Origin of the sequence: Paenibacillus ihumii (genome assembly GCF_001403875.1) — a bacterium.
GTDB classification, from domain to species: Bacteria; Bacillota; Bacilli; order Paenibacillales; family Paenibacillaceae; genus Fontibacillus; species Fontibacillus ihumii.
This window is the reverse complement of the sequence record NZ_LN884299.1, coordinates 108,115-134,307: the sequence shown is the minus strand read 5'-3', so window position 1 is coordinate 134,307 and position 26,193 is coordinate 108,115. Positions and strand designations below refer to the sequence as shown.

The window sequence follows — 26,193 nt, the reverse complement described above, 5'->3', positions numbered from 1 at the left end:
AACAGTGTACAACATACAACAGTGTAATGTACAAATCTTGATGTACGACAGCTTAGCTGCACGCAGCTTATATTTGATGAACAAAAAAACTGATGCAGTCAATGGGAAGAAAATGAAACCGAGAAACGGGGGGCTTTCTGAAACAAAGCTGCCTTAGGAGCATAAGATTGTCAGTGGCCTCCTTTGTGTCCGGATTTCAATCTCTTAAGAACCTATTGTCATCCAAGAAGCCTGGGAACAGCAGCGGTTGGAGCAACATTTTACGCATTGTCTTGCATTCATTATGATATTTGATAGGTCATACGCAAATAGAAGAAGACACCTCGTTCATAACAGAGGTGTCTTCTTGTGAATATAGTAGAGGATCTGCGATCTACTTATCTCGGCCCGCAAAGAAGCTGAGCAGCACCTGCAAATCCTGGTGAGCCGGATAGCCGCCTAACCGATCTATGATTTGCTGCGCCTCGTCCAAATACCGCTTGCTCAGCGCTTCGGTTCTCTGCAGCGCCCCGCAGGTTTGGATGGCGGCGATGACTTCATTCGTATATTCCGCAGGCGTATGCGGGCCAATCGCCCGGATTCGGGACGCCAGTTCCTCATCCTGCAGTGCGAACAGAACGGGGAGCGTTACCTGGCCGCTGCGCAGGTCGCTGCCCACAGGCTTGCCTAGCTGCTCCGAGGACTGGGTGAAGTCCAGAATGTCATCGCGAATTTGGAAGGACATGCCGAGCTTCTCCCCGAAGCTGTACAGCAGATTCGCCGTCTCCTCGTCCGCCCCGGCCGATAGGGCTCCGATGCGCAGGCAGGCTGCCATGAGCTGGGCGGTTTTATTTTTCGATTTCTCCAGGTACTGCTCAATCGTTACCTCGTAATCGAACAGATGGGATAATTGCTGGTATTCGCCCAAGCAAAGCTGCGTCGTGACCAGGGAAGATAGATCATACGCATATCGCTCGCGATCCGCAGAATAGACGGAGATCAGCTCGATGACCCGGGCCGACATATAATTGGCGGCGTGGAGCGCGCGGTTGACCCCGAGCTTGATATGCATCGCTTTGTCCCCCCGGCGGACTGGCGAATCGTCGATGATGTCGTCATGAATCAGAGAAGCGGCATGGATGAACTCTGCGGCCGCCGCCAGCCGCCATATTTTGCGTTCATCCGGCGACGGGCCGAAACGGCTCCCTACGATCACCATCAATGGGCGGATTCGTTTGCCGCCTGAGCGGATGAGCTCGAGAATGCTGCGGGCCAGCTCCGAGGAGCGGGGGACATCCTTGTCAAGCTTGACTATATTCTCTATTTCCTTATCTACCATTCTAAGGGAGATGCCGAGCTGTTCATTGATGTTCATGGTGTTTCCCTCCTCGGATCAAGTGCACGTCCTGACTGTTTGTTCGGGTGATCACTGCCCCTTGGAGCAAATGTCTGTCCAAATTGTCCGTTCGGGTGATCATTAGCTTCTCGGATCAAGTGCATGCCCTAACTGTTCACTTGGGCGATCATTTGCTCCTTGGATCAAGTGCACGGCCTTGCCGTTCAATCGGGTGCATCACAAACTAAGGTTAAATGGCCCGTCTTTCGCCATGATTCCGATGGTGCTCCAGGCGAAGGAACACTTCGAAGGCTTTTTCGAGCCGCTCGTCCTCCGGCCGCCCATCGACGCGCTTGATTTGTATCTGCTTGACCGTGGGTGCCAAATGGGTCAGAAGATCGAATTCCTCACAGCTCAGGCATAGCTGCACGTAGAAGCTGTATAAGTAGTCGCCATCCAGCACTTGGCGAGTGAGTACATCGCCAGGTTCGATAAGATGACAATCCTGATGACGCAGGAGAGCGAGCTTGATTGCAATGTAAATGGAGAGTAAACGGATCCGCCGCTCCTCCGGTAAATCGTATTTTATAAGAAGTTGGGCCGCAGACAGCGCTTCCTTTGGTTCCATATCCAGGATAATGCCGGTTTCGGGCGAGATTTCGCCCTGCAATAAACGATAAGCATCTTGAATGAGCGCAGTTATCATAAGAAACACTCCTTACCAAGCAGTAGGTTTGCAGGGGATTTCGCAACCGATATCGGCGGTGTCATATCCACTAACGAACATCCTTTGGTTAAAAATCAGAGTAATGCGCGGCAACCGCACATTACTCTGGAATAAGGGGCATGGCCGCCTGTGCAGCTGCAATGCTTAATCTGTATAAAGATACCATCTGCGAACGAGCGGTATTCTCTTCCAATGCTTCTTGAGCCAAGGCAGTACATAGTAGTCCAGTCCGAACATGCTGCCCGAGCCGCCGATCAGTGCAACGCCGGCCGTCATGTACCACAGCATTTCGCTCGATGCCATGCTCGAGGACCAGATCATGATGCCAAGTCCAACCGTGACGATGGAGGACACGGCAGTGAATAGGCCGACAATGAGCAGAATGCCGATAATAATCTCTGCAAATACCATACCGGTCTGGAATACGGCCGCAAGTCCGGTATAACCGCCGTCGGATGTATAGAAGAAGAGATCCATGAACCAGTTCACCGTATTGGTAATGAAGCCGGGCACCGGCAGTGCCGTTACCGCAGTAGATGCGCTCTGTACCGCGGATGCAGCCGCCTGGGCGTCAACGGTAGTCGTCACAGCCTCTGCTGCCTCGCTTGCCGCGGATATCGCATCCCCGGCATGAGGCGATGCAGGAATCAGGAAGATGTCCGTAGGATTCTTGAGCACCTTAGGCAGCTTGTCGAGACCTTCCTGAAGCCATTTATAGCCTACGAATACCCGGAGCGGGAGCAGCCAGAAGTTCGGCGAACGCTTGGCGAAATGGCCGCCTACGAAGCTTCTGCGATTGTTCACATGGAAGAATTCATGCATCATATAAGTCCATACTTTATTGAAGCCTGCTACCGTGAACAGGTAGTACATGTTGATCAAATGCTTGCAGAACATCGCGAAGAATCCGCTGACCATGAACATTTTATTCGGCAATCCTACATTGGCTACCCCGTAGCGGCTGCCGATACAGACCATCGTGCCGTGGAAGCCGGGCTTGTAGGATTTCTTCGGCTTGCCCTTGACATCTGCATGGATGTTATGGGCAATGAGCGGCCCCGCTTGCTCGGCGTTCTCCACCATTTGCGGAACAGGCCGGGTCTCGCCTTCTGGAATGTAGAAAATGTTGTCGCCAACGATGTATACATCCTCATGGTCAACGCTTTGCAGCTTGTCGTTCGTCACGATCCGTTTGCGGCCTTCCTGCTGTACGTCGAGCTTGCCGACGAGGTCGGAGCCTTCCACGCCCGCCGTCCAGACGATCGTAGCCGCCTCAAGCTCTTTCTCTCCGAGCAGGACGCTCGATTTCGTAACGCCGGTAATTTTGGCGTTCGTTACGATTTCGACGTTCATTTTGTTCAGGCGCTTGACCGCTTTATCGATCAGCTTGTCGGGCAGGATCGGCAGAATTTTCGGCGCCATATCCGCCACAACGAGGCGAACCTCGCTCGGATCGATGTAGAATTCCTTGCACAGCTCATCGCGGAATTCGGCAAGCTCGCCTACGAGCTCTACACCGGTAAAGCCTGCTCCGACGACGACGAAGGACAGCTTCTTCTTGCGGATCGCCGGATCCGTCTCTTTGGCCGCCTGGCTGAACATGCGGCGAACCTGTTCCTTCAATTTGACGGCATCCTCGTAGGACCATAAGGTCATCGCATGCTCCTCGGCGCCTGGAATACCGAAGAACGTCGGCTTACAGCCGGTACCGATCACGAGGTAGTCGTAGTTGTAAGTGTGCTTCTTGGAGCGCAGCTCCTTGGATTTAAAATCGATGCTGTCGATGTAGTCCAGGACGACATCCACTTTCTGCCCTGCGAAAATTTTCTTCAATTCGATTTGAATGGATTCCTCGGGGGCCCGGTTTGCTGCGACTTCATGCAGTTCCGTCAGCAGCGTATGGTACGGGTTCTTGTCAATCAGCTGGATTTCGACGTCTTTGTCTTTTTTGAACAATTTGGCCAGGTGCTTCGACGTGACAACACCACCGTAACCGCCGCCAAGAACGACTATTTTCTTCAATATATTCACCTTCTTACTTTAGGCTGGTAATCGTGGAGCTGTGTTGTATCTTATATAGCGAATGAAGTTAGTATTATTTCGCTTGTTCCAGGGCTTTGGCTGCAAGATCGTAGTACGATTTCAAGCTGATCGATACGCCGGAAATGGCGTCTGTTTTGCCTTCTTCATTGAAGCTAACCGCAGCTGGATCCTGTTGCTCGATCAGGTATTGCTCGGCTTTAGCTGCCTGCTCATGCCATTCTGCTTGAGCACCGCCATTGGCAACCATGCCGTATTTGCCGTCAATGGAGTTCTGCTTCTTGTCTTCTCCGGCTTCGTTTACGCCGCTGAAGTTCACTCTGACGATGTTTCCTGCGGATACGATGACGTCAACAGTTTCCTTCCAGCCGGACTTCTCGGCGAATTTGTCTTCTTCGGCGTGGTAGCTGCCGTCTTTATAAGGTCCTGGCTGGATCGGTCCTGCTGCCAGAGCTTGATCGGCTAGGTCGAACAAGTCGTTAACGTGAATGGAGACACCGGAAATGGCATCTGTTCTGCCTTCAGCATCAAGGGTTACAGCCTTCGTATCCTGCTTCTCAATGAGGAACGCGATCGCTTTGGCTGCCTGCTCATGCCATTCTGCCTGAGCATTGCCTTTTTCCTTCATGCCGTACTTGCCCTGCTCGGAGTATGTGACTTTGTCTACGGGGACAGTTGCGTTGGTACCGTTCCATTCTACGTCGGTAATTTTGCCGCCCTCTACCTGGAGCTTCACGAAATATTGCCAGCCGGTTTTTGGGTCTTCCTTACCTTGTGCGAAGTACAGGCCGTCCTGGAATTTTCCTTCCGCGGCAGGAGCTTCGGCAGTGTTAGTGGAACTGTTCTCGGCTGCCGGTGTGTTGTTTGCCGGCTCTGAAGTGTTGGCTTCTTTGGCACCGCACCCGGCGAGAAGTCCTAGCAGCAGTGCACTGCAGAGAAGAATGGACGCTTTTTTCATAATCAATGACCTCCAAAATAATAAAATTGTATATATTAAAATGTGAACCATTTTAATAACGCGGGGGTATTATAATAAGGATAATTTCAGGTGCCCAGAGTCCTTGGAATAGGCCGGAAATCCTTCGTTTGAGGAAAGTTTAGCACATAAACAAACGCATATATGTGAAATAAATCACTTAGTATGTGACAAAAAACATCATCCTTCTAGGACCAAAGGGCGAGAAGCCTGACACCAGGCCGATGAAAGCGATTACTAAAATTTAAAATTTTGTTTATTAAAATACATGACCTCAGCACCTATTTCAATTTATAGTTCTCAAGCTACGGATAAAACGGAAAAAGGTGTCAATTCTTCATACTTTTGAACCGATAATGTATATACAGGGCAGCATCCATTATTTGTGCTAAACGGAAGGAATGAGCATTTCATTGTCGGTGTACAAGACGTTTTATTCACGCCTATTGCTGAATTATATTGCAGGCTCGCTCGCGGCTGTGATCTCCATCGGCAGCCTGATTATATTTACCTTAAAGGATATCCCGAGGGATGAGTATGTCTGGATGCTAGCAGTCATGCTCTTCTCGATAGTGGTTATGCTTGTCTTGGAGTGGGCGGTATTCTCCAGGCAGATCAAGCCGATCCGCCTCGCATTCCATGAAGCCGTCGGCAGCTTCGCTGATATGCAGACGATGTATTTAAGGGCGCATCGGCTGCCCGCGTTGACGGTCAAAAGAATCCTCGGCCCTCATTTATTCGGGCTGGCCGTGCCTGCCGTTAGCTTGACGCTATGGCTCGTCTCCACCGGCCTATTGACCATTCCGGCATATTATGTGTTTCTGGCCTTGCTTGGCTGCGTTCTTCTTGCCAGCATGCACGCATTGATTGTATTTTATCTTACCTCTCATCTCATCCGGCCGGTCCTGGAAGAGCTGCAGCTTCGTTCCTTACGGCTGTTCGGAAAGGAGCTGACGCTTGGCGGCCGGGTGCTTATATCAATCAAGCGCAAGCTCAGGTGGAGTTTTTTCCTTATGGGAGCTTCGCCGCTTCTTCTATACAACCTGGCTGTCCAGTTCAGGCTTGTGGATTGGAACATCGACCATTCGGCTTATTGGAAATGGGCCGGAATCGTTCTGCTCATCGGACTCGGCTTCTCCTTTTTCGGATCCCGGCTGCTGACCCGGGAGCTTGAGACGCCGATTCAGCATCTATATGAAAGAATGGCAGAGGTCAAAGTCGGGTACCTGCAGACAGAGGCCAGCGACCTGTTCTCGGACGAGTTCTCCCGGCTCGTCTCCGGCTTCAATCACATGCTGCGGGGGGTACGAATCCAGGCAGCCCGCAACGATCAGCTGGTGGAAAGCTATTTTGCGACTCTGGCTGCAGCGCTGGATGCCCGTGATCCTTATACAGCCGGGCACTCCTTGAGGGTCGCCGAGTATGCGGTTCAGATCGGCACTTTGGCGGGGCTCTCCAAGCATGTGGTCGACCAGCTCCGCAAGGCGGCGCTGCTTCATGACATCGGCAAGATCGGCATACCTGATGCCGTGCTGCTGAAGGAAGGGCAGCTAAGCGAGGAGGAATGGGAGCAGATCAAGGCCCATCCCGTCCTCGGGGAGGCTATTCTGAGGCAGATTGAGCCGGCTGATGAGATGGCAGCATTCCTGCCGGGGGTGCGCTCCCATCACGAGCGTTATGACGGCCGCGGCTACCCGGACGGCTTGAAGGGAGAGGAGATTCCGCTGTTCGGCAGAATCATTGCCGTTGCCGATGCTTTCGATGCGATGACCTCCGATCGTCCTTATCGGAAAGGCATGGATGCCGGCACGGCGATTACCATCCTCGAAGAAGGGAAGGGAACGCAGTGGGATCCTTATTTTGTCGGCCTGTTCGTGGAAGCCTACTATGAAAGGCAGTCATCCTGATCCTTCCTGATCCTTCCTAATCGTTCTGATGCTGCTTTCGCATGTTTTGGAAAAGTAGCATCCAGCAGAGGAGACAGCGGGGTTTGCCGGATGCGGCATATCCGGTTAAAATTTATGATAATGAAAAATGAGGAAGGTTGGGATAGATGATGGAAAAGCAAGTGTTATCGACAACAGCGGCGCCTGGGGCGATCGGGCCATATTCCCAGGGAGTGGTCATCGGCGATTTGATATATACCTCAGGCCAGTTGGGCCTCGTTCCGGAGACGGGCCAATTTGCGGATGGCGTAGAGGCTCAGACCGCTCAAGCGCTGAATAATGTGAAGGCGATTCTGGAGTCAGCCGGAAGCGGCCTGGAGAAGGTTATAAAGACTACGGTATTTCTGAAGGATATGAATGACTTCGCCAAAGTGAATGAAGTCTACGGCTCCTTCTTTGCCGAGCCATATCCGGCCCGCAGCGCGGTGGAGGTTGCCCGTCTTCCCAAAGACGGCTTGGTAGAAATCGAAGTCATTGCGATTAAATAGAGCTTAGCCGGATCATTTATCGGTTTAAAGGTCACGTACATTACCTGGTTTCCTGCAAGGGGTGTATGCGGCCTTTATTTTTTACAATACCGATTAATCCCGCTCGCGGGAACGCATAAGTCCGATCCATAGCGCATACAGCAGTAAGATGATGGAGAGAACGGCTGCCGTCATGCTGAGGCCGTAGCTGCTCCTCTGTTCAACAGCAATGGCCGCATAGGCCCAGACAAATGCCAGAGGCAGCACGCCGTCTCGGGGGCGAACTGTAATTCCGATGGCTGCAGCCGCGCCCGCTGACAGCAGGATGACTCCAGTGCTTTGGAGATCGGGGCTTATTCCTAGGCCGCCGTGGAACAGGATCACTGCAAGGTTAACCAGCGCGGCTGTACAGATCCATCCGAAATAGATGCTGAACGGCAGCCGGACCAGCCAGGTCTCCCCTGAGGTCGGCGCGTAGATATAGCGGGTTCTCGTATAGATGACAGCTAGGGTTAGGAGCAGGGCGATTATAGCGGCAAAGGATAATCCGATATATTGGTACTGCCATAAGAAAATCCAGGCTATGTTGAAAATGCAGGATAGTATGAACCAGTAGGAGATGGATAGAACGGAGTCCTGCTTTCCGGTAACGCTCCGGAATTGGTAGACGATATAACCGGCCAGCAGCAGATAGATGAGCATCCAGATCACAAAGGCGTATCCGGCAGGCGTTATAGGGGTATGGTACTTGTCGGACAGCTGTCCTGTCGTTACCCCGCCAAGAGGGATTATCATGGCCATGCCATTCACGGCTAGGACGGCAAGGTAGAATACCGCATTCCACCAGCGATAAACATGGTTATGAAACATGCATGCTCCTCCTAAAAAAACTTGATGGGTGATGAAGGGCTTCAGCAGCCTGGGTTTATTATATGAATATACCCATTTTAAGCGAATGATATCAGGAGGAGTTGGGCGTATGATATCATATGGTTTGGATGGTCTCTTGAAGCTGGAACGTTTGAGAACGGCCGGCATATGGGCAAAATGGATCAGAGGCAATCCGGAAGATTTCATCGGATCATTAAAATTTGAAGGAATAAAAAACGACGGGAGATCACCATGAATCAGCGTCTTTTTGCGATATGGCTAGGAGAGGCATTGTTCTGCTTCTCGGGAGAAACATCGGAACCTAAGATCGATGCCTGGGCAGCGACCCTGCGTAAACTGCAAACCGCCGGAGGGCAGCGGCCGTTCCAGCAAGCTGTGCTCCGGCTGGCGGAGGTGCGCTACCCGGCTTCCTCCGGACGAAGCGCATTCAAATCCGGCGAGCGCAAAGGGCTAATCGGGCGAACGCTGGAAGGCCTGGCCCTGCCTGTTCAGGAAGCCTGGCCGATGCTGCTTTCCTGGAATGAGGCCGATATGAAGCAGCAGGGGGTTATGCCTGGAGAGGAGCTGTCCTTTTGGAGCAGGGCGGCAAGATTTGCGCTTGAGCTGATGCGGAGAGGGCGAATTGCCCCTGGCATTCAGGAGGTTCCTTTAACCGGGAACCGGCGTCCGAAGGGGATCGCTTCCGCCCGTTCGCTTTGGGCACCCCGGCTAAGCGACGCAGAGGATGAGGAACGGTTTCGGCTGCTGGCCGGCAGCATGCCGCCGATCTGCCTCGCTGCCGTTCAGCTCGGAGGGCAGGAGGAGGAGGATATCGAGTCCAGGCAGCTGTCTATTCTATACTCTTTTCTAAGCGCGATTATGGACCATGAGATTCGAAAGGCCGTTAGCGGCTTGGGCAGGAAGCTGAATGCGAGCCGGGCCGATTACCGGCGGGGGACATCACCACTTGCAGAGCTGTGGTGGAACGGACTGCTGGCGGCGGTGCCGCACGGTGATTTCCAGGGGACGTCCGCCGAGCTGGCTGAGCTGGCCGCAGGTATTGCGGAGGCTGGCGGCGCTCGTCCGAAGCTTCAGCGGGAGGACGACGAAGGGCGAAGCTCGGGAACGTTCCGCTTATGCCTGCGACTGGAGCCAGCAGAAGAACCGCAGGCTGAACTGAAGTGGCGCCTGTCCCTCTGGGCTGAAGGCGTTGAAGATCCTGGCGTTCTGCTGCCGTCCGGGCTCATATGGAGCTTCCCGGAGCAGGACATCGAAATCCGGGGGCGGGTATACCACGGTGCAGGCGGACAGCTTCTGCTCAGGCTGGGCAAGGCGGCCAAGCTGTCCCAGGGAGTTAAGAAGGCGATGGAACGCCCCCGCCCGGAGAGCGTGCTGCTTCAGCCGGAGGAAGTGTACACGCTGCTGAGCAAAGACGTAGCCCAGCTGCGCAAGCATGGCGTCACGGTGCAGATCCCTTCGCGCTTGACGCGGGAAGGCCGCCGCAGGCCTGGCATCAGGCTGCGGATGAACGATCGGGGAGTCTCCCCGGAGTCCGGGCAAGGGCTGTTGCCGCCGTTAGGAGTCGAGCAACTAGTGGCCTATGAGGCGGAGGCAGTGATGGACGGGGCGCCTTTAACGGAAGCCGAGCTTGGCGAACTGGCGGCCTCCAAGTCGCCGCTCGTTTTTTTCCGCGGCGAATGGGTTGAAATCGATATCAAGGAAATCCGCCAGATGCTGAAGTTCATGAAGAAGCATGGAAAAGGGGAAATGACCTTTCGCGAATGGATGCATCTGACCTCGGAGGAAGAGGGAAGCATACGCTGGGACGGTCTGCCGGTCAACCAGGTGGAGACGGCCGGCCTGCTGTCGCTGCTGCGGGAAGGCCGCTTTGTACGGGGAGTGGATGACAGGCCGGTCCCCCGCCTGCTGCACGGAACGCTCCGTCCTTATCAGGAACGGGGGTACCGCTGGCTGGTCATGATGCGGCAGCTTGGCTTCGGGGCATTGCTGGCCGACGATATGGGCCTTGGCAAGACGGTTCAGGTCATCGCGGCGCTCCTCGATGGAATCGGCGCAGGAACGGTGCTGATCATCTGTCCAACGTCGCTGCTTGGCAATTGGCAGAAGGAGATGGCCCGATTCGCCCCGGAGCTTAAGCTGCATGTTCACCATGGCAGCAGCCGGCTGCACGGGGAGCGCTTCCGGGAGGTCTGCGTCCGGCAGCAGGTTGTGCTGACGACGTATCCGCTGGCCGGACGGGATATGAAGGAGCTGCAATCGGTCGAATGGGCGTCGATCGTGCTTGATGAAGCGCAGTACATCAAAAATTACGGCACCAAGCAGGCGCAAAGCGTCATGAAGCTGAATGCCCCCCACCGGATCGCGATGACGGGAACGCCTGTGGAGAATCGGCTTAGCGAGCTGTGGTCCATTTTTCAGTTCCTTAACCCCGGTTATTTGGGCACGCATTCCTCCTTCAAGGCGAAATATGCCGGAGGCGGGGAACAGCAGCCGGCGGAGCTGGAGAAGCTGCGCAAGCTGATCTCGCCCTTCCTGCTGCGCCGTTTGAAGAGCGACCCGGACATCCGCAAGGATTTGCCGGATAAGATTGAGCTGAAGTCTTATTGTCCGCTTATGCCGGATCAGGAGGAGCTGTACCGGGAAACGACGGAGGGTTTAATGGAGCGGATCGAGGGCAGTACGGGAATAGCCCGCAAAGGAATAGTTTTGCAGACGCTCACCCGCTTGAAGCAAATTTGCAATCATCCGCAGCTGCTTCAGGGGGCGAGGGGAGGACGGGCGAAGGCTGAGGCGTCGGGGAAAATGGAGCGGCTGCTCGAGCTGCTGGACTTGATTGCCGATAATAACGAGGCAGCGCTGATCTTTACGCAGTACGTGCGGATGGGCGAGCTGCTCTGCTCGGCGCTCGAGGAGAAATACGGCATGGCTCCGGCATTTCTCCACGGCGGGGTCAGCAAGGCGGAGCGGGATCGCATGGTGGAGGACTTCCAGCAGGGAGGCGGCTCCCCGTTCTTCGTATTGTCGCTCAAAGCGGGCGGGGTCGGCCTGAATCTGACGCGGGCTAATCATGTCATCCACTATGACCGCTGGTGGAATCCTGCAGTCGAGAATCAGGCGACGGACCGGGTGTTTCGCATCGGGCAGAAGCGGAATGTGGAGGTTCACAAGCTGATCTGCCATGGGACGCTGGAGGAGCGGATCGATGAGCTGATCGAGCGCAAAAAATCGCTGTCGGAGCAGGTGGTCGGCTCCGGTGAGCAATGGCTGACCGAGATGTCGAACGAGGAGCTGCAGCATTTGATTGCGCTGCAGACTTAAGCTGAGAAAGGGCGTGAGCTGGATCGTGGAGCAGCCTTTGGGCAAATTCATTGCGGTGGCTGGAGTACAGATCGAGCCGGAGGCCGGGGGCTGGAGAATCAGGCTTCCGGCCGCCGGGAGGCGCACAGAACAGCCTTGTTCTGTGCTGCTGCTCGAAGCAGACGAGCCTGGCGGCGCAGGCCGGCGTCTGCTTCAGGCCCTGGCGCAGCAGCCAGCCTCAGCGGCCGCTGCGCCAGGGCCCGAAGCAGATGTGCATCAGCGACAGGTCCAGGACTGTCAACGAGAGCTTCCCTGAACTTTACGAACGATTCAGAGTCTCCTCGGCCCTGCGCGCGGCGCTGGGGCCTCTGACTTCGGAGGCCCGTGCCCGTACGGGCGGGCCGAGCAGCGCCGAGTGGCTCGCGGAGATGGCGGAGCAAGGCGCTCTGCATGCCCCGGGCCCGCAGTTCCACGACGTCCGGATTGATCTGGACGCCGCTGCGGAGCCCCTGCCCTCGGATGAGGAGGCCATGGCTAAGCTGCTCCCCGGGGTGCGAGGGGCATCCAAGGGCCTTGGCCTCGTCCGCGAGGGCGTAATGCAGCGGGCCGCAGAGCTGGCGCGCCAGCTTGGGCACAAGCCGTGCTAGAGCCATGGCCCTGGCTGAAGGACCGCGGCTACTGTCACCCGCGGCCGCCGCTCGGCCCGTCACCGGCCATCGGCAACTGCCGCTACAGCGGCACAGCCCCAAAAACAGGACAACCGCCAAGGCTTCTTCCTTGACGGCTGTCCTGTTTTACTTCGCCTATCTTTCACAAAATATAAGCTGCATCGATAGACTATTGGATTAAACCTCCCGTCCCAGACCGGGTTCGGGAAGGGCCGCTTCGGCAGCCCCCATGATTTCCTTGCGCAGCCCGTGCATCTTCTTGTCGAGCGCATCGGCAGCTTTAGCGGCTTCCGTCAGCTCGCGAACAACATGCGGAGGCACCTGCTTGTCGTATTTATAGAACAGAATATGCTCCATGCTCGCCCAGAAATCCATGGCCAGCGTCCGCATCTGGATCTCCACCTTCATCCAGCGCTGTCCCTCAAAGAGCGTCAGAGGCACCGCAACGATCACATGCAGGCTCTGATAGCCGTTCGGCTTCGGCTTGGCGATATAATCCTTGATTTCAATGATGGTGATATCTTCCCGATGGCGGAGGTGATCCAGCAGCTTGTAAATGTCCTTCACGAACGAGAAGACGATTCGCATGCCGGCGATATCGTGAATTTTGTTCACCATATTATCAACGGTCATATCGAGACCCTTGCGTTCCAGCTTGTCGAGTATGCTTTTCGGTTCCTTGATCCGGGTCTTGATATGTTCAATCGGGCTGTACCCATTAATGATTTTCCATTCGGTCTGAATCAGCTTGATCTTGTTCTTCAATTCATCGAGGGCGAGCTGATACAGCGTAGGCAGCTTCTTCCATTCCTCCAGCTTGCGCAGCTGGTCATCCCCGACTTCCCATTGATATAAATCCCGCAAATCCAACTGTTCCAACAGGGAGCCCTTATCGTTTGAATCTACTTTGTCCAGGATAATCTACTCCTAAGCTTAGAAAATTGTTACATATTACTCCCTTATTGTACCTTGACCGGCCCGCCAAAATCAAAATGCGATGCAGCCAAAATTAAAATAGATTCATTTGTTTAAAGGACTTTTGCCGTTATATCCGGGATGGTCATAGTCTTGATTTTGCAGCTTGCCGAGCACGCCCAGCCCGATGATCGATCTGCGGGTGCGCTCATCGCCATACTGATACAGCAATGTATAGAGTTCTCTCATCCGGTCGTTGAAATGCTCTGTGGCCTCATCGTGATCCGCCGATTTATAAGGGACGGGCGCACGTTTGAACGTGTAAATATCCTCCTCCGACAGCTCGGCGATTTTATCGCGCAGCTTGACGAGATCCTCCTCATCCAAAAGCACTCTATACTCGGCGTTGTCCTGGTTCGGCGACTCCTGAATAAGGCGATGCGCGACGGACACGAAATAGGGCTTCTTTCCTGTTTTCATCCGATATTCCCTCCAGCCTGAAATTGATTTCGGTTAATTTCTTTATACACCGCGGCTTTGCGGCTGAATCAAGGGGAAGAAGCGGGGATTTTCACTAGGCCGTCAAATCTGTTATGATAATTACGATTTCGCAGACAGCAGGTCTGTGTAATTACTGAGAAGATGCATTCAAGCATTCCCGGCAGCCGGGACCATATATTTCAACATGAGGAAGTCGAGGAAACGGGAGGAGTATGTCATGAAATTTTTGCAGCGGATTAAAGCTAGTGCGGGCAAAGTGACCGATAAGGCGCAGAATGCAGTCGAAATCGGGCGATTGAACACGCAAGTCAACAATATTGAGCGTGAAATGGATTTATATTTTCAAAAAATGGGCGAGGTATTCTATGAAGGTTATCGCATTAAAGACATGTCGGTAGCGGAGAAGGAAATGGTCGAGCTCGCCAAAACATGCGATCTGCTCGCCGAGGAGCGTGATGAGATCCGGGGCAGAATCGCCGAGCTTAAAAACGAGCGCCTGTGCGCCTCCTGCGGCAAATCGGCTGCTGATGAGGCGCTGTTCTGCCAATACTGCGGGAATAAGCTGGAGAAGACACGCAAGTCTGTCCAGGCCCATAAGGAAGAGGAGGAGCCGAAGGCGAGCCAAGAGCCGCTGAAGGATCCGCTGGCCTTGCTGGAAGATGGTGCGCTGTTCGGCCATCTCGTTCAGGAAGAGCCGGAAGTATACGAGGCCGCCGAGCGGATCGACCCGGAGGAAGAAGCGCGCCGGCTGCGGGAGCTTGAGCGGGAACGGGAGCGCCAGGAGGAGCTGGATCGCCGGATTCGGACGTGGAAGGAGAACGTGAAGCTTGAAGAGCACGTGGCTGCGGCGAAGGAGACTCTGACGAGCGAGACGACCTGCCAAATTTGTTCAGCGGTGCTGGTCAAGGGCACGAAATGGTGCCCGCACTGCGGCTCTGAGCAAATCTAGGCTGGCTGGGCCGCCGCACGGCTGAAAGTTCACCGAGTTGTTATAAATTAGGCCCGACCTGCGGACATTTGAGTCGTAGTATATAGTAGGCGCTCTGAAATTTGCCGGCACGGCGGTACGGATAGCACATCCGGCACCGACGTGCCTGATCTGTTTTTGCCGAATGCAGTCGGCGGCTTGCGGGAAAGCTGTAATAGCGCCTCTACGTACAATGACTATTTTGAGGAGTGTGGACACCGTGGAATGCATCGTACATTTCGAAGTGGAATATAAGCAGGAGACCAAGGAGCTGCGCGGGCTGATTTTTCTGGATCGGGGCAAGGCGCCGACGGAGCGTGATTTTCTATCGATGTTCGGGGATATGGGGTACAAGCTGCGGCTTGCGGACAAGGACAATTGGGTGTTTTTACCGACGGAGCCGAGTGCGGAATATCAAAAAATCCGCATCCGCCGCCTGGATACCGGACAAGAGAATTATCAAACCGACGGGGAGCTGAAATCGATCATTGCGAACCTGCTCCCGAAGGACACGCGCCCCATCTAGGCGGTATTTTGTTGTGGATAACCCGTTCCTTTGCAAAATATTTGGACAATCCACGAAATACCTCTTTATTTCTATAGATCGTTTGAGTTATACTTCTAATCATCGCACGAACAGTTTTCGACAAGATTTATGATAGGCTTCTCGTATATGTGCAGGAATCGGCCTGCATGTCTCTACCTGATCACCGGAAATGATCGGACTACGGGGGGAATTCGAATGGTCATGCTACAGGCGGCTTTTTGAGGTGGTTCTGAACCTTGCTTTCAGACCGCGGCTTGTTGTGACGATGCCCGGAATAGGGTGAATTCTGCCATGAAGTCCATTTCCCAGCCTTTGGGAACTGGGCTTTTTTTTATTTCGGATGGGGCAGGGAGAAGAATACTAGAATCTGAGAACAATTTTTTAGGAGGAAGAAAGATGAAGCTGCTTAAAGACAAGGTGATGGCGGAAGGGATCGTCCTGAGCGATCAAGTACTGAAGGTGGATTCCTTTCTGAATCACCAGATGGATCCGGTGCTGATGAAGGAGGTTGGCGCCGAATTTACGCGGAGATTTGCGGATGAGCGGATTACGAAGGTGCTGACGATTGAATCCTCGGGGATCGCGCCGGCGATCATGACTGCACTGGAGCTGGGAGTACCGATGATCTTCGCCCGCAAACAGAAATCCCTCACGCTGCGGGACAATATTCTGGTGGAGAAGGTCTACTCTTATACGAAAAAAGAGAGCAATGAAATTACCGTATCGAAGAAATTTCTGAATTCGGAGGACCGGGTGCTCATTATCGACGATTTCCTGGCTAACGGCGAGGCGGCCTTCGGGCTGGCCCGGATCGTGGAGCAGGTCGGCGCTAGTGTAGCCGGTATCGGCATCGTTATCGAGAAATCGTTCCAGCCCGGGGCAGGGCTGCTGAATGAGGCGGGGTACCGCGTCGAGTCTCTGGTGCGCATCGCTTCTCTGGAGAACGGTGCCGTTTCTTTCGTCGATGAAGTAACAACGGCAGATCAATGAAGTAACAACGGCGGATCACTAAAAATATAGACAAGCTACGACTAGGGGAGGAAAAGCATTTTTATGGAGCGGGAACCCATCTTTCAACGAAACAGACATCCATTCAAAACATTATCCTTAGGCATTCAGCATGTGCTGGCGATGTACGCAGGGGCGGTAATCGTCCCGCTGATCGTCGGCAACGCCTTGCAGCTCAGCGCGGAACAGCTTACTTATTTAATTGCGATTGATCTTCTGGCCTGCGGCGTAGCAACACTCCTTCAGGTATGGGGCAACCGGATTTTCGGAATCGGCCTGCCGGTAATGCTCGGCTGTGCATTCCAGGCGGTGTCGCCGATGATCGCGATCGGCCTGACCGACGGGATGGGCGTATCGGCCATATATGGGGCGATTATCGCTTCTGGGATATTCGTCTTCCTGTTCTCGGGATTATTCGGTAAATTGATTGCCTTGTTCCCGCCCGTTGTGACAGGCTCCGTGGTCACGATTATCGGGGTAACCCTGATTCCCGTTGCTTTAACGGATCTGGGAGGCGGCAACCCCGGGACAAATCCCGACTTCGGGAGTCCCTTGAACCTGTCACTGGGCTTTGGCGTGCTGCTGTTCGTCATTTTGATGAACCGATTTGCTACAGGGTTTCTGCGCTCGATTTCCGTGCTGCTGGGCCTCATTGCCGGGACGGTGGCGGCCGCATTTGCCGGGGAGGTAAACCTGCAGCCGCTGCAGGAGGCGAGCTGGTTCCATATGCCGCAGCTGTTCTACTTCGGGACGCCGACCTTTCACGCATCGGCCATCCTGACGATGATTCTAGTGGCGATCGTCAGTGTCGCTGAATCGACCGGCGTGTTTATGGCGCTCGGCAAAATTGTAGATAAAGACATTACGTCGAAGGACTTGGCCCGCGGCTACCGTGCCGAGGGATTGGCGATCGCCCTGGGCGGATTGTTCAACTCCTTCCCGTACACGACTTATTCCCAGAACGTAGGGCTGATTCAAATGAGCCGGGTGAAGACCCGCGATGTGATCGTAGTCGCTGGCGGACTGCTCGTCTTGATCGGCTTCGTGCCCAAGATCGCTGCGTTGACCCAGCTTGTACCGACGTCTGTTCTTGGAGGTGCGATGATCGCTCTATTCGGTCTTGTATTGTCTTCAGGCGTTCGCATGCTGGGCGATCAGGTCGACCTTAACCGCCATGAGAACCTGCTCATTATCGCCTGCTCTGTAGGCATGGGACTCGGCGTTACCGTCGTACCTGAGATTTTCCAGCATGTGCCGGCTTGGCTTCGCATTCTCGTTGACAACGGCATCGTTGCCGGCAGCTTCACGGCCATCGTACTGAACTTGCTGTTCAATGGATTCAAAGGGCATCAAGCCAAAGCGGTTCCTGCACCTGAACAATCCGCAGTCGTTGATGAAGGAGCTACCACATCCGCCTAATCTTGTGACAATAAAAATGCTTTGTTGTCCCTTGGCACGGGTATAAATGCTAGCAGGACAATAAGAAGAATGACCAAGCCTTGATTGATAAAGGCTTGGTCATTTCGTTTTTGAGATTATGGAATTTGGAAGTCGTCGGCGGAGTTGAACATATTAATTCAGATTGCAGGAAAACGACCGCTAGCCGCGGACTGTTGTCTTGGACTGTTGTCTTTGGCAGCACATCGGTCGGCGTTTTTTTTACATGCTATGCGTCACATCCGGTTCAATTGTCTTTCGGCGAGCTCGCCGATCCAAGGCAGCTTAAGCCATTTGCCCTGCAGAGACGTCAGCATCAGCAGGAGCCACAGCGTAACGCCTAGCGCGCTGAGCAGCATCCCCACCACGATGCCGATCAAGGGGAGGAAGCCGGCGGCGGCATGGGCAATCATAAGTCCCGCGAACAACATTACGGATTGCAGCGCGTGAAAGAGTACGAAGCGGCTTCTTTTTTCAACCGCTAGAAATAAGACGCCACCGACAAAAGCGAACAGGTAGCAGAGGAAGGCTGCTACATTCTCATACAGACCCGTTGAAGATTTGAAAGGGGACATGAGTACCTACCTTCTTTCTGTCAGTCAGATGAAGGGAATGGGCTTGTTCCCTGTCTCAATAGTCAGTGTATGACGAGCCTGCCGGGCACAGAACAGATTGACACCAAAAATCGCCCTAGAGTATACTATATTACAATACATGGTAGTTATGGGCGGTTGCATTCTTTGCAAATATCCTATTTAGGTGAAATCAGCATATCTACCTTGCATAGCAAGATACATGCTTAAGCATGTATGCCTTCAAAGCTGGCCGTTAGCTACAGGCTTTGTTTCTCGGGTAACGACCCGATACGAGTTTTACGCGCAAAAAAGAAATGGTCGCATTTATAGCTCATGAGAATGGAGAAATTCAAGGATGACTACTTACAGCCAAATGCTGAAGGGGATATTAGAAGGCTGCATATTGGCCTTGATGGAGCATAAAGAGGTCTATGGTTATGAACTGACGGCGCTATTGGAGCAATCAGGCTTGTCGTTTGTAAGCGAAGGCAGCATATATCCGCTGCTGCTGCGGATGCAGAAGGAGGAGCTGATTCTCGGGGAGCTTCGGAAGGATGGAGCTTCCGGGGGGCCGCCACGGAAATACTACCGCTTGACGAATAAGGGACAGGACACGCTTCAGCAGTTCCGAATGTCCTGGGAAGGACTGCGGCAGAGCGTAGATCATGTATTATCGAAAGGAGCTGAGGGCAATGAACATGAAAGAAATGGCTGAAGAGAACAATCGGTTGAGAGCACAGATGACACCAGAAAATGAGGAGTACTTTGGAAATATGGTCAGTTATCTGCGCACCAGCCGGATCGCTCAGGATAAGGCGGAGGAGCTGCTGCTGGAGACAGCCCAGCATTTGCTGGAGGCTCAGCAGCATGGAAAAACCGCCCGAGAGGTGTTCGGGGATAAGCCCGAGCAATATTTTCAGGAACTGCTGGAGCATTTGCCCAAGCCGAGCCTGGGAGAGATGATTTCGCATTACGCAATGATCCCTTGGATCGCCTTGACCTGGATGTTCGCTGTACAGGCTTTGTTCGGCTTTATCGCTATGGGTCTCGGGAGCAAGCCTGGCGTGTTCAACCGGATAAGTCTATTCTCCGTACTGATGCTTATTTTTGCTTCGATCGCTGTGGTTGAATTGGTGCTGAGGATCTTGAATCGCGAAAGCACGAAGACGGGAGGCAAACGATACGGTTTTAATTTAAAGATCGTGTCGATCTATGTTGGTTTTTTACTAGTCGTTATTTTAACTGCAGTCTATTTGCACGATAAGCTGCCAGTTCTAGAGGTGGCCCCGTGGATTAGTCTAATCTTGTTCCTGGCTGGTCTTGCCGGCCAGAAGTTCATTTTTATGCGAGATCATTCATGATAACTAACGGTCAACTGGCACCTGAATCATGGTATATATTGAACTAACTTCAGCTGCAACAACACTTTCTAACGAAAAATCGTACAAAAGAGCCCGTGAGTCGTATGCCCTCCGGCATTTTGGACAAAAATCGTACAGACGCGCCCCGAGAGCGACCATAACAAGGGGATCTGTATGAAAAATCGTACAGATGCGCCCCAAGAGCGACCATAACAAGGGGATTTGTATGAAAAATCGTACAGATGCGCCCCGAGAGCGACCATAACAAGGGAATTTTGTACGAAAAATCGTACAGATGCGCCCCGAGAGCGACCATAACAAGGGAAATTGTATGAAAAATCGTACAGATGCGCCCCCGAGAGCGACCATAACAAGGAGATCTGTATGAAAAATCGTACAGATGCGCCCCCGAGAGCGACCATAACAAGGGGATCTGTATGAAAAATCGTACAGACGCGCCCCGAGAGCGACCATAACAAGGGAATTTGTATGAAAAATCGTACAGACGCGCCCCGAGAGCGACCATAACAAGGGGATTTGTATGAAAAATCATACAGATGCACCCCGAGAGCGATCATAACAAGGGAATTTGTACGAAAAATCGTATTAAAGTGCCAGGAGAGGCGGTCAGTTGTGGCATTTCTTACGAAAAATTTCATACAGGTCCGAACGAATATTGCACATAGCCGCTATTACCATGATATCTATATTTCAACTCATCTAGCTGCAGCCTGAACGAACGCCTGATTCACATAATAAAGACTGGCTGCAGCATGTACGAACTACTCGGCCCTACATGTACGGACTACTCGGCCCTATAGGTTATGCATTACTAAATGCCCATCTTGTATAAACGAGCGGTATTACAGCACATGACACGACGATCAACTCCAACCTACACGACCACATACAGCACATGACACGACGATCAACTCCAACCTACACGACCACATACAGCACATGACACGACGATCAACTCCAACCTACACGAACATACAGCACATGACGCGACGATCAATTCCAACCTACACGACCACATACAGCACATGACACGACGATCAACTCCAACCTACACGAACATACAGCACATGACACGACGATCAACTCCAATCTACACGACCACATAAGCACATTGACACGAACGACCCACTCCAGCATACACGAACGGCTACACCACACTGCCCGACCGGGCAACTCCAACATGCACGAGGTTAACCTCGTGTAACCGAACTCTTATCCGCACCGCGCGCAGCTTCTAGCGCGCGGTGTTTCGCTGCACAACAGCGGCCGGTCGGCCACAGATTAACTGCAGCATGAATAGATGGAATAGTAACGAATGAATAAAGGCCAGCTAAATCATGAGCGAAGCACTGCCGGCCAGCAAGGGGGCTGGCTCGAACCATTGCTCGATAATGTCTTTGACGATCGTTTCGGCGGCAGCGGGCCTGCGTAAACGATCGATCTCTTTATATACGCGGGTGAGCTGCTCTTCGTTCAGGAGAAGCGCATTAATTTGGCTGGCCAGCATTTCCGGGTTGCTGGCGATCCGGGCAACTCCCTTGCTCTCCAGATAAAGGGCGTTATTGAGCTCCTGGCCGGGAACAGGGCGGTACACGAATATAGGAAGCCGGCTGACGAGCGATTCAGACAGCGTAATTCCGCCGGGCTTTGTCACGACGCAGTGGCTTAGCCGCATCAGCTGGGCAATTTCGCTGACATAGCCGAACAGGTGAAAGTCTCGATGCCGCCCCAGCTCCTGGTCCAGCCTGCGGTAGAGCTCCTTGTTCCTCCCGCAGACGGCGATGACCTGGTAGCTGCCGCCGGAGAGCAGCGCCTCGCAAATGTCGCGGATGCCCTGCATGACGCCGAAGGCCCCGGCCATAAGCAGGATTGTCTTCTTGGCAGGATCGAGCCGGCACAGCTGCTCTGTATCCCCGCTGCTGCAGCCAAAATCAGGCTTGAGCGGAATGCCGCTTGCCAGTACCCGGTCCTCAGGGATGCCGCGTTTAATGACCTCCATCCTCAGATCCTCCGTAGCTACGTAATAGCGGTCGACCCCCGGGTGTACCCAGCGGCCGTGGAGGTCAAAGTCGGTGACGATATTGACGAGAGGCAGCTTCAATCCTGTTTTTTTCAGCAGCTTCGGCATGGCGAGCTGGGGAAAGGTATGAATGATAAGATCGGGCTCCATGCTGGTTATCGCCTGCTCAAGCTTCCTCATGCCCAGCGAGTTGAGTACGCTTAATATGGAGGTATCCGGCTGAAGATCCTTTGTGGCATTGTATACCCATCCATAGAGCAGCGGCATGGTTTTGAAGCTCTGCATGTACACAAATTTGGTCATTTCGTTTAGAAAAGGATGCGCCTCGGCCATCAGATCCAGCAGTGCGACATCGGTTATTCCTGAATGATGAAAGCTTGCCTCAAGGGCTTTGGAAGCCTGGTAATGCCCGTCCCCGTAACTGGCATACATAATTAACACTTTGGGCGAGCCTGAAGACATAGCTAATCCCTCCCGTTGAACTTAAGAATTAAATTACTTTGGATAATAAAAGCATTTAGTTATTGCGGTTAGCTGTGCTTCAATGCAGGCATGATGTATTTTTCCAGCAGCGGCCTGGGATTTTTCCAGCGGTTTAAATCGCTCGCCGCCGTGAATACGACAACGGCATCGAGGGAAGGAATCACGTTGATCTGCTGCCCTCCATGGCCATGGGCGTAAGCGTATGGAACTCCGTTTACTTTGGCCGTCCACCAATGCTCCCCGTATCGGCCGTAACCGGGAATCTCCGCAGACAAGGGCGTCATCGAGCGCTTCAGCCACTCTGCAGCGAGAAGGCACTCACCTTCCCAAATGCCGCGCTGCAGGCAGAGGAGGCCAAGCTTCGCCATGTCCAGCGCGGTTAAATGAAGCCCGATATGGCCCATGGAATGGCCCTCGGGACTGGCTTTCCATACGTAATTCTGAATCCCCAGCGGACCGAATAAATACTTCTCCGCATAATCCGCGGCGCTCAGCCCTGTCCATTCTGTCAACAGGATCGAGAGGAGATGGCTGTCTACACTACAGTATTGGAACGTGCCGATATTATGCTTCTCGATGGGGAGATGAAGAATATATTTTATCCAGCTCCGGCTTTGATGCAAGCGATGTATGAAAGCTTCCCCCATTTTAGCACCTGTCTTCCAACAAAATCCAGTAGTCATCGTTAACAAATGCCGCAGGGTCAGCTGCTCCCAGAGCGGATCCAGATTCCGGCCGGCATATTGCCGGAGGGAGCTTGCAAAGGGCGCATCCAGCGGGGGAAGCTCTCCCCGGTAACTGGCGACTCCCAGCAGGATGGAGAGGATTGACTTGGTTGCGGATCTTAAATCATGAAGCTCATGTAGATCCAGCCCGTTATAATAACGCTCGATCAGTATGGTTTCTTGCCGGGTCACCACGAAGCTGTTCATTTTAGGAAATCGCCTGCCAATTTCTTCATCTGCGGCATGAAGCAGCTCCAGATCCTCCTTGCTCTGAGCAGGGGAAGAACGAAGTGAGGCAGCGGGTGGCGAAGCGGCAGAAACTGCGGGAATGCTGCTGCGTATAAACTGCATGTTATTTCCTCCCTATCTCAATCTTATATATGTATTGTAACCAGAATTCGGACAGGGCAATAATTGCGCTGAGAGCTGTTTTTTATTTTGTAAAAAAGTGTGCGTATGGAAGAAAGCTGTAAGCCTGAGCTGAATATGTTACAATATAAGAGATAGGAGGTTATTCCATCAAGTTTGCGACTGTCCTTAAGACTAGGCAACATATGCTAGCACGCTTGATTAAACGGGAATTTCTATGGGTATGTATTAGTGTCAGGTGCCTGCCGAGAAGGCGAATGCAGCTACGCAACTTCATGATAACAAGATCACTTTTCGGCGTTCTCGAAATCGGAGCAATTAATTACAAGCGTTCTGGGAGGGAATATGTATGGCAACGAAAGGTCACAATGAAGTAAAGGAAAGTCTGCTGGAGATGACCCGGATATTTAAGCCTAAAGACCCCAAAAAATTCGTAAAGGAATACGTCCGGAAATATCGCATCATGGGCGGCTACGAAGAAGAATTAACGGACTTGGTTGAGCATGAGATGGGCAAGCTGAACTCGGTCAACTCATCCGTGTCTTAACGCTCCCGGCGGGCGATAAGAACTGTAGCTGTTCGAGCGATAACATCTGTAGTCGTTCAATAGTAAGGAACAATGGATATCCGTTCTGCAGCGTAATGCGGCAGGGCGGTTTTTTTCTGCTCGTTCTTACATATATTATATCAACGGTATTAACGGGGTGTTAAAGCTCTTGAGAGGAGACCATAAAATTTGAAAATCATCTTGAAGACGCAGGAAGAAATATTGAAGATCCGCGAGGCTGGCAAAATCCTTGCCGAGTGCCACGGCGAGCTGGCAGGCCGTATCGGCCCGGGAATGACGACGCTGGAAATCGACGAATGGGTGGAGCAGTACCTGGCCGCCAGAAAGGCTTCGCCGGAGCAGAAGGGATATCGGGGCTATCCGTTTGCGACCTGCGCCTCAGTGAACGACATTGTATGCCACGGATTTCCTAATGATCGCCAGCTGAGAAGCGGGGATATCGTAACGATCGACATCGTCGTGAACAAGGACGGCTGGCTGGCCGACTCGGCGTGGTCCTATCGGATCGGGGCGGTTAGCGAAGAGGCCGACAGGCTGCTGTCCGTTACCCATCAAGCGCTGGAGAAGGGCATCGCCCAGGCCGTTCCAGGAAACCGCGTCGGAGATATCAGCTCCGCAGTTCAGGGCATAGCGAGAGAAGCGGGCGTCGGCATCGTGAAGCCGCTGATTGGGCACGGCATCGGCCGATCCATGCACGAGCCGCCGGATGTCCCGAATTTCGGGCGCTCGCGAACCGGACCGGTCTTGCGGGAGGGGATGGTCATCACCATCGAGCCGATCTTCACCTCCGGCGACACGGGCGCCGTTCTCTGGGAGGACGACGGCTGGACCATCCGCAGCGCCGATGGAAGCTTGGGCGCACATTATGAGCATACGCTGGCCATAACGAAAAAGGGTCCTCTCGTCCTTACTTCCCTGTAAGGAGGACGACAGGTCCTTTTTTTCGCGTAAATGTGACAATAATTTCGCTGAAATGTCGAAAATGGTTCAAAATGATTTGGCCGAGGGCAAAACGGGAAACGCTTCTCGCAGTCTAGCGATAAGGAAACAGGGCGCAAGGGTGTCCAGGAGAGTGGAAACGCTCGCAAACCCTTCTGCGGCGGGCTTTTTCAGACATTTGAACAATTTGTGAACTCCCTTGATCTCATTGACAAAAGAGGGGTTCACTCTTATATTTAATAAGTGATTGTTTTAATTGACAGGATTGCAGTTTCCGTGCTAGGGCAGGTAAGTTTTCCCCGGGCAAGGGAGAAGGCCTGTAATCATCGGAAGAATACGTAAAAGTGGGGTAGATCAATGATGAAACGGTGGAAGGCTGGGAAAAGGCTTGTTCCTTTGTTTGTTGGGCTGACGCTCTTGCTGTCCGCTTGCGGTCGCGAAGACTTGTCTGCACTCAGACCACAAGGCCCGGTAGCACAAGGACAGTTTGATTTGATGAAGCTGTCGATTACGATCATGTTCTCGGTGCTCGTAATTGTATTCGGCATTGCGGCCTATGTAATTATTAAATTCCGTCGCAAGCCAGGGGATAAGGGGATGCCGAAGCAAGTGGAGGGCAACCACCTTCTGGAGATTATCTGGACAGGGATCCCGCTTGTTCTGGTTCTCATCCTTGCGATAGCGACGGTTCAGAAAGTGTTCGCTTACGGTGAGAATTATTGGGAGGACAAGGATGCCATTCGGGTAAAGGTAACCTCGCATCTGTTCTGGTGGGAGTTCAATTATCCGGATTATGACATTACTACGGCCCAGGATTTGATTATTCCTACGAACAAGAAAATCGCGTTTCAACTGAAAACGGCAGACGTCATCCACTCCTTCTGGGTGCCTTCGCTCGGAGGCAAGACGGATACGAATACTGAAGGTACGATCAACACAGCTTGGCTCGAGGCCGAGAAAGAAGGCGTTTACCTTGGGAAGTGTGCGGAGCTGTGCGGCCCGTCCCACGCCCTGATGGAATTCAAGGTGAAGGCGGTAAGCCAGGAATCGTTCGATAATTGGGTAGCTGCGATTAAGCAGCCGGTCGAACCGATCCAGGACCCTGCTCTTGCGGAAGTGTTCAAGACGCAATGTCTAAGCTGCCATGCGGTAGGTGACCAAGGCGGACCGATGGGACCGAACTTGACGGGGATCGGGAACCGCGAGACGGTCGCGGGCATTCTCATTAACGAAGAGGGCTCGAACAAACCGTTCCCGGGCAAGCCGGTCAAAGACAATTTGATCGAATGGCTGACCAACCCGCAAGAAGTCAAGCCAGGTAACCACATGCCTTCTCCGAAGGAAGACCTTGGACTGACGGATGAAGAAATTGAAGGAATTGCGGAGTATTTGGCTAACGTCAAGTTGGAGTACTAATTCAGACGGCATTG

At 53.1% G+C, this 26,193-nt stretch carries 23 protein-coding genes and 1 riboswitch; of the genes, 13 read left to right on the top strand and 10 right to left on the bottom strand.

Translation table 11 applies throughout. From position 1 onward, the window contains the following. Positions 1 to 373: 373 nt before the first annotated feature. From BN2762_RS08510 to BN2762_RS08495, 4 genes are all read right to left on the bottom strand, one after another. Positions 374 to 1,354, bottom strand: a complete 981-nt coding sequence (locus BN2762_RS08510; protein WP_055106604.1) for a polyprenyl synthetase family protein — start codon at positions 1,352 to 1,354, stop codon at positions 374 to 376. A 211-nt stretch (positions 1,355 to 1,565) separates the two neighbouring features. Next, entirely contained in the window at positions 1,566 to 2,021 is a 456-nt protein-coding gene (locus BN2762_RS08505; protein WP_055106603.1) for a hypothetical protein, read from the bottom strand. A gap of 165 nt (positions 2,022 to 2,186) precedes the next feature. Then, entirely contained in the window at positions 2,187 to 4,064 is a 1,878-nt protein-coding gene (locus BN2762_RS08500) for an NAD(P)/FAD-dependent oxidoreductase (RefSeq protein ID WP_055106602.1), read from the bottom strand. Positions 4,065 to 4,137: 73 nt separating this feature from the next. Further along, positions 4,138 to 5,040, bottom strand: a complete 903-nt coding sequence (locus BN2762_RS08495) for a hypothetical protein (protein WP_055106601.1) — start codon at positions 5,038 to 5,040, stop codon at positions 4,138 to 4,140. A 419-nt stretch (positions 5,041 to 5,459) separates the two neighbouring features. Between BN2762_RS08495 and BN2762_RS08490 the strand changes: the two genes are divergently transcribed. Then, positions 5,460 to 6,965 carry an HD domain-containing phosphohydrolase gene (locus tag BN2762_RS08490; protein WP_230202459.1) on the top strand — a complete coding sequence of 502 codons (1,506 nt, stop codon included), beginning with the start codon at positions 5,460 to 5,462 and terminating at the stop codon, positions 6,963 to 6,965. A gap of 149 nt (positions 6,966 to 7,114) precedes the next feature. Next, positions 7,115 to 7,492 carry a RidA family protein gene (locus BN2762_RS08485; RefSeq protein ID WP_055109850.1) on the top strand — a complete coding sequence of 126 codons (378 nt, stop codon included), beginning with the start codon at positions 7,115 to 7,117 and terminating at the stop codon, positions 7,490 to 7,492. 93 nt (positions 7,493 to 7,585) lie between these two features. On the opposite strand, the gene BN2762_RS08480 is transcribed toward BN2762_RS08485, so the two are convergent. After that, complete coding sequence (locus BN2762_RS08480; protein WP_055106599.1) at positions 7,586 to 8,341, bottom strand: TspO/MBR family protein; 756 nt, start codon at positions 8,339 to 8,341, stop codon at positions 7,586 to 7,588. Between the two features lie 252 nt (positions 8,342 to 8,593). Here BN2762_RS08480 and BN2762_RS08475 point away from each other — a divergent pair, with 252 nt between their 5' ends. Both BN2762_RS08475 and BN2762_RS08470 read left to right on the top strand, forming a co-directional pair. Further along, positions 8,594 to 11,680 (top strand): DEAD/DEAH box helicase, encoded by a 3,087-nt coding sequence (locus BN2762_RS08475; protein WP_055106598.1) that lies wholly within the window; start codon positions 8,594 to 8,596, stop codon positions 11,678 to 11,680. Further along, entirely contained in the window at positions 11,664 to 11,975 is a 312-nt protein-coding gene (locus BN2762_RS08470; RefSeq protein ID WP_055106597.1) for a hypothetical protein, read from the top strand. Before BN2762_RS08475 ends, BN2762_RS08470 begins: the two co-directional genes overlap by 17 nt. Positions 11,976 to 12,504: 529 nt before the next feature. Here the strand turns inward: BN2762_RS08470 and BN2762_RS08460 are convergent. Together BN2762_RS08460 and BN2762_RS08455 are read right to left on the bottom strand one after the other, a co-directional pair. Then, entirely contained in the window at positions 12,505 to 13,206 is a 702-nt protein-coding gene (locus BN2762_RS08460) for a GTP pyrophosphokinase (protein ID WP_055106595.1), read from the bottom strand. 141 nt (positions 13,207 to 13,347) lie between these two features. Then, a complete protein-coding gene (locus BN2762_RS08455; RefSeq protein ID WP_055106594.1) occupies positions 13,348 to 13,722 on the bottom strand; it encodes a hypothetical protein in 375 nt (124 codons plus the stop codon). 238 nt (positions 13,723 to 13,960) lie between these two features. Here BN2762_RS08455 and BN2762_RS08450 point away from each other — a divergent pair, with 238 nt between their 5' ends. From BN2762_RS08450 to BN2762_RS08435, 4 genes are all read left to right on the top strand, one after another. Next, on the top strand, positions 13,961 to 14,692 hold the full coding sequence (locus BN2762_RS08450) for a hypothetical protein (RefSeq protein ID WP_055106593.1): 732 nt from the start codon (positions 13,961 to 13,963) through the stop codon (positions 14,690 to 14,692). 238 nt (positions 14,693 to 14,930) lie between these two features. Next, on the top strand, positions 14,931 to 15,236 hold the full coding sequence (locus tag BN2762_RS08445) for a hypothetical protein (protein ID WP_055106592.1): 306 nt from the start codon (positions 14,931 to 14,933) through the stop codon (positions 15,234 to 15,236). 121 nt (positions 15,237 to 15,357) lie between these two features. Beyond that, positions 15,358 to 15,458: riboswitch (purine riboswitch) on the top strand. 195 nt (positions 15,459 to 15,653) lie between these two features. Further along, complete coding sequence (locus tag BN2762_RS08440; protein ID WP_055106591.1) at positions 15,654 to 16,247, top strand: xanthine phosphoribosyltransferase; 594 nt, start codon at positions 15,654 to 15,656, stop codon at positions 16,245 to 16,247. A gap of 63 nt (positions 16,248 to 16,310) precedes the next feature. Continuing rightward, the gene (locus BN2762_RS08435; RefSeq protein ID WP_055106590.1) at positions 16,311 to 17,684 is read left to right on the top strand and encodes a nucleobase:cation symporter-2 family protein; all 1,374 of its coding nucleotides are present in this window, start codon (positions 16,311 to 16,313) and stop codon (positions 17,682 to 17,684) included. 254 nt (positions 17,685 to 17,938) lie between these two features. Here BN2762_RS08435 and BN2762_RS08430 read toward each other — a convergent pair whose 3' ends face one another. Next, positions 17,939 to 18,277, bottom strand: a complete 339-nt coding sequence (locus BN2762_RS08430; protein ID WP_055106589.1) for a DUF4870 domain-containing protein — start codon at positions 18,275 to 18,277, stop codon at positions 17,939 to 17,941. A 355-nt stretch (positions 18,278 to 18,632) separates the two neighbouring features. On the opposite strand from BN2762_RS08430, the gene BN2762_RS08425 reads away from it, so the two are divergent. Next, positions 18,633 to 18,992 carry a PadR family transcriptional regulator gene (locus BN2762_RS08425; RefSeq protein ID WP_055106588.1) on the top strand — a complete coding sequence of 120 codons (360 nt, stop codon included), beginning with the start codon at positions 18,633 to 18,635 and terminating at the stop codon, positions 18,990 to 18,992. Continuing rightward, positions 18,970 to 19,638, top strand: coding sequence for a DUF1129 family protein (locus BN2762_RS08420; protein WP_055106587.1), 669 nt, complete (start codon positions 18,970 to 18,972; stop codon positions 19,636 to 19,638). Before BN2762_RS08425 ends, BN2762_RS08420 begins: the two co-directional genes overlap by 23 nt. A 1,351-nt stretch (positions 19,639 to 20,989) precedes the next feature. Here BN2762_RS08420 and BN2762_RS08415 read toward each other — a convergent pair. Together BN2762_RS08415 and BN2762_RS08410 are read right to left on the bottom strand one after the other, a co-directional pair. Beyond that, entirely contained in the window at positions 20,990 to 22,141 is a 1,152-nt protein-coding gene (locus BN2762_RS08415; RefSeq protein ID WP_055106586.1) for an MGDG synthase family glycosyltransferase, read from the bottom strand. A gap of 68 nt (positions 22,142 to 22,209) precedes the next feature. Beyond that, positions 22,210 to 23,238, bottom strand: a complete 1,029-nt coding sequence (locus BN2762_RS08410) for a serine hydrolase domain-containing protein (protein WP_074048601.1) — start codon at positions 23,236 to 23,238, stop codon at positions 22,210 to 22,212. A 367-nt stretch (positions 23,239 to 23,605) separates the two neighbouring features. On the opposite strand from BN2762_RS08410, the gene BN2762_RS08405 reads away from it, so the two are divergent. The 3 genes from BN2762_RS08405 to coxB all read left to right on the top strand — a co-directional run bounded on the left by BN2762_RS08405 (position 23,606) and on the right by coxB (position 26,179). Next, the gene (locus BN2762_RS08405; RefSeq protein WP_055106585.1) at positions 23,606 to 23,803 is read left to right on the top strand and encodes a hypothetical protein; all 198 of its coding nucleotides are present in this window, start codon (positions 23,606 to 23,608) and stop codon (positions 23,801 to 23,803) included. A 189-nt stretch (positions 23,804 to 23,992) separates the two neighbouring features. Continuing rightward, on the top strand, positions 23,993 to 24,745 hold the full coding sequence (map, locus tag BN2762_RS08400; RefSeq protein WP_055106584.1) for a type I methionyl aminopeptidase: 753 nt from the start codon (positions 23,993 to 23,995) through the stop codon (positions 24,743 to 24,745). Positions 24,746 to 25,120: 375 nt separating this feature from the next. Continuing rightward, positions 25,121 to 26,179, top strand: a complete 1,059-nt coding sequence (gene coxB / locus BN2762_RS08395) for a cytochrome c oxidase subunit II (RefSeq protein ID WP_055106583.1) — start codon at positions 25,121 to 25,123, stop codon at positions 26,177 to 26,179. Positions 26,180 to 26,193: the final 14 nt, after the last annotated feature.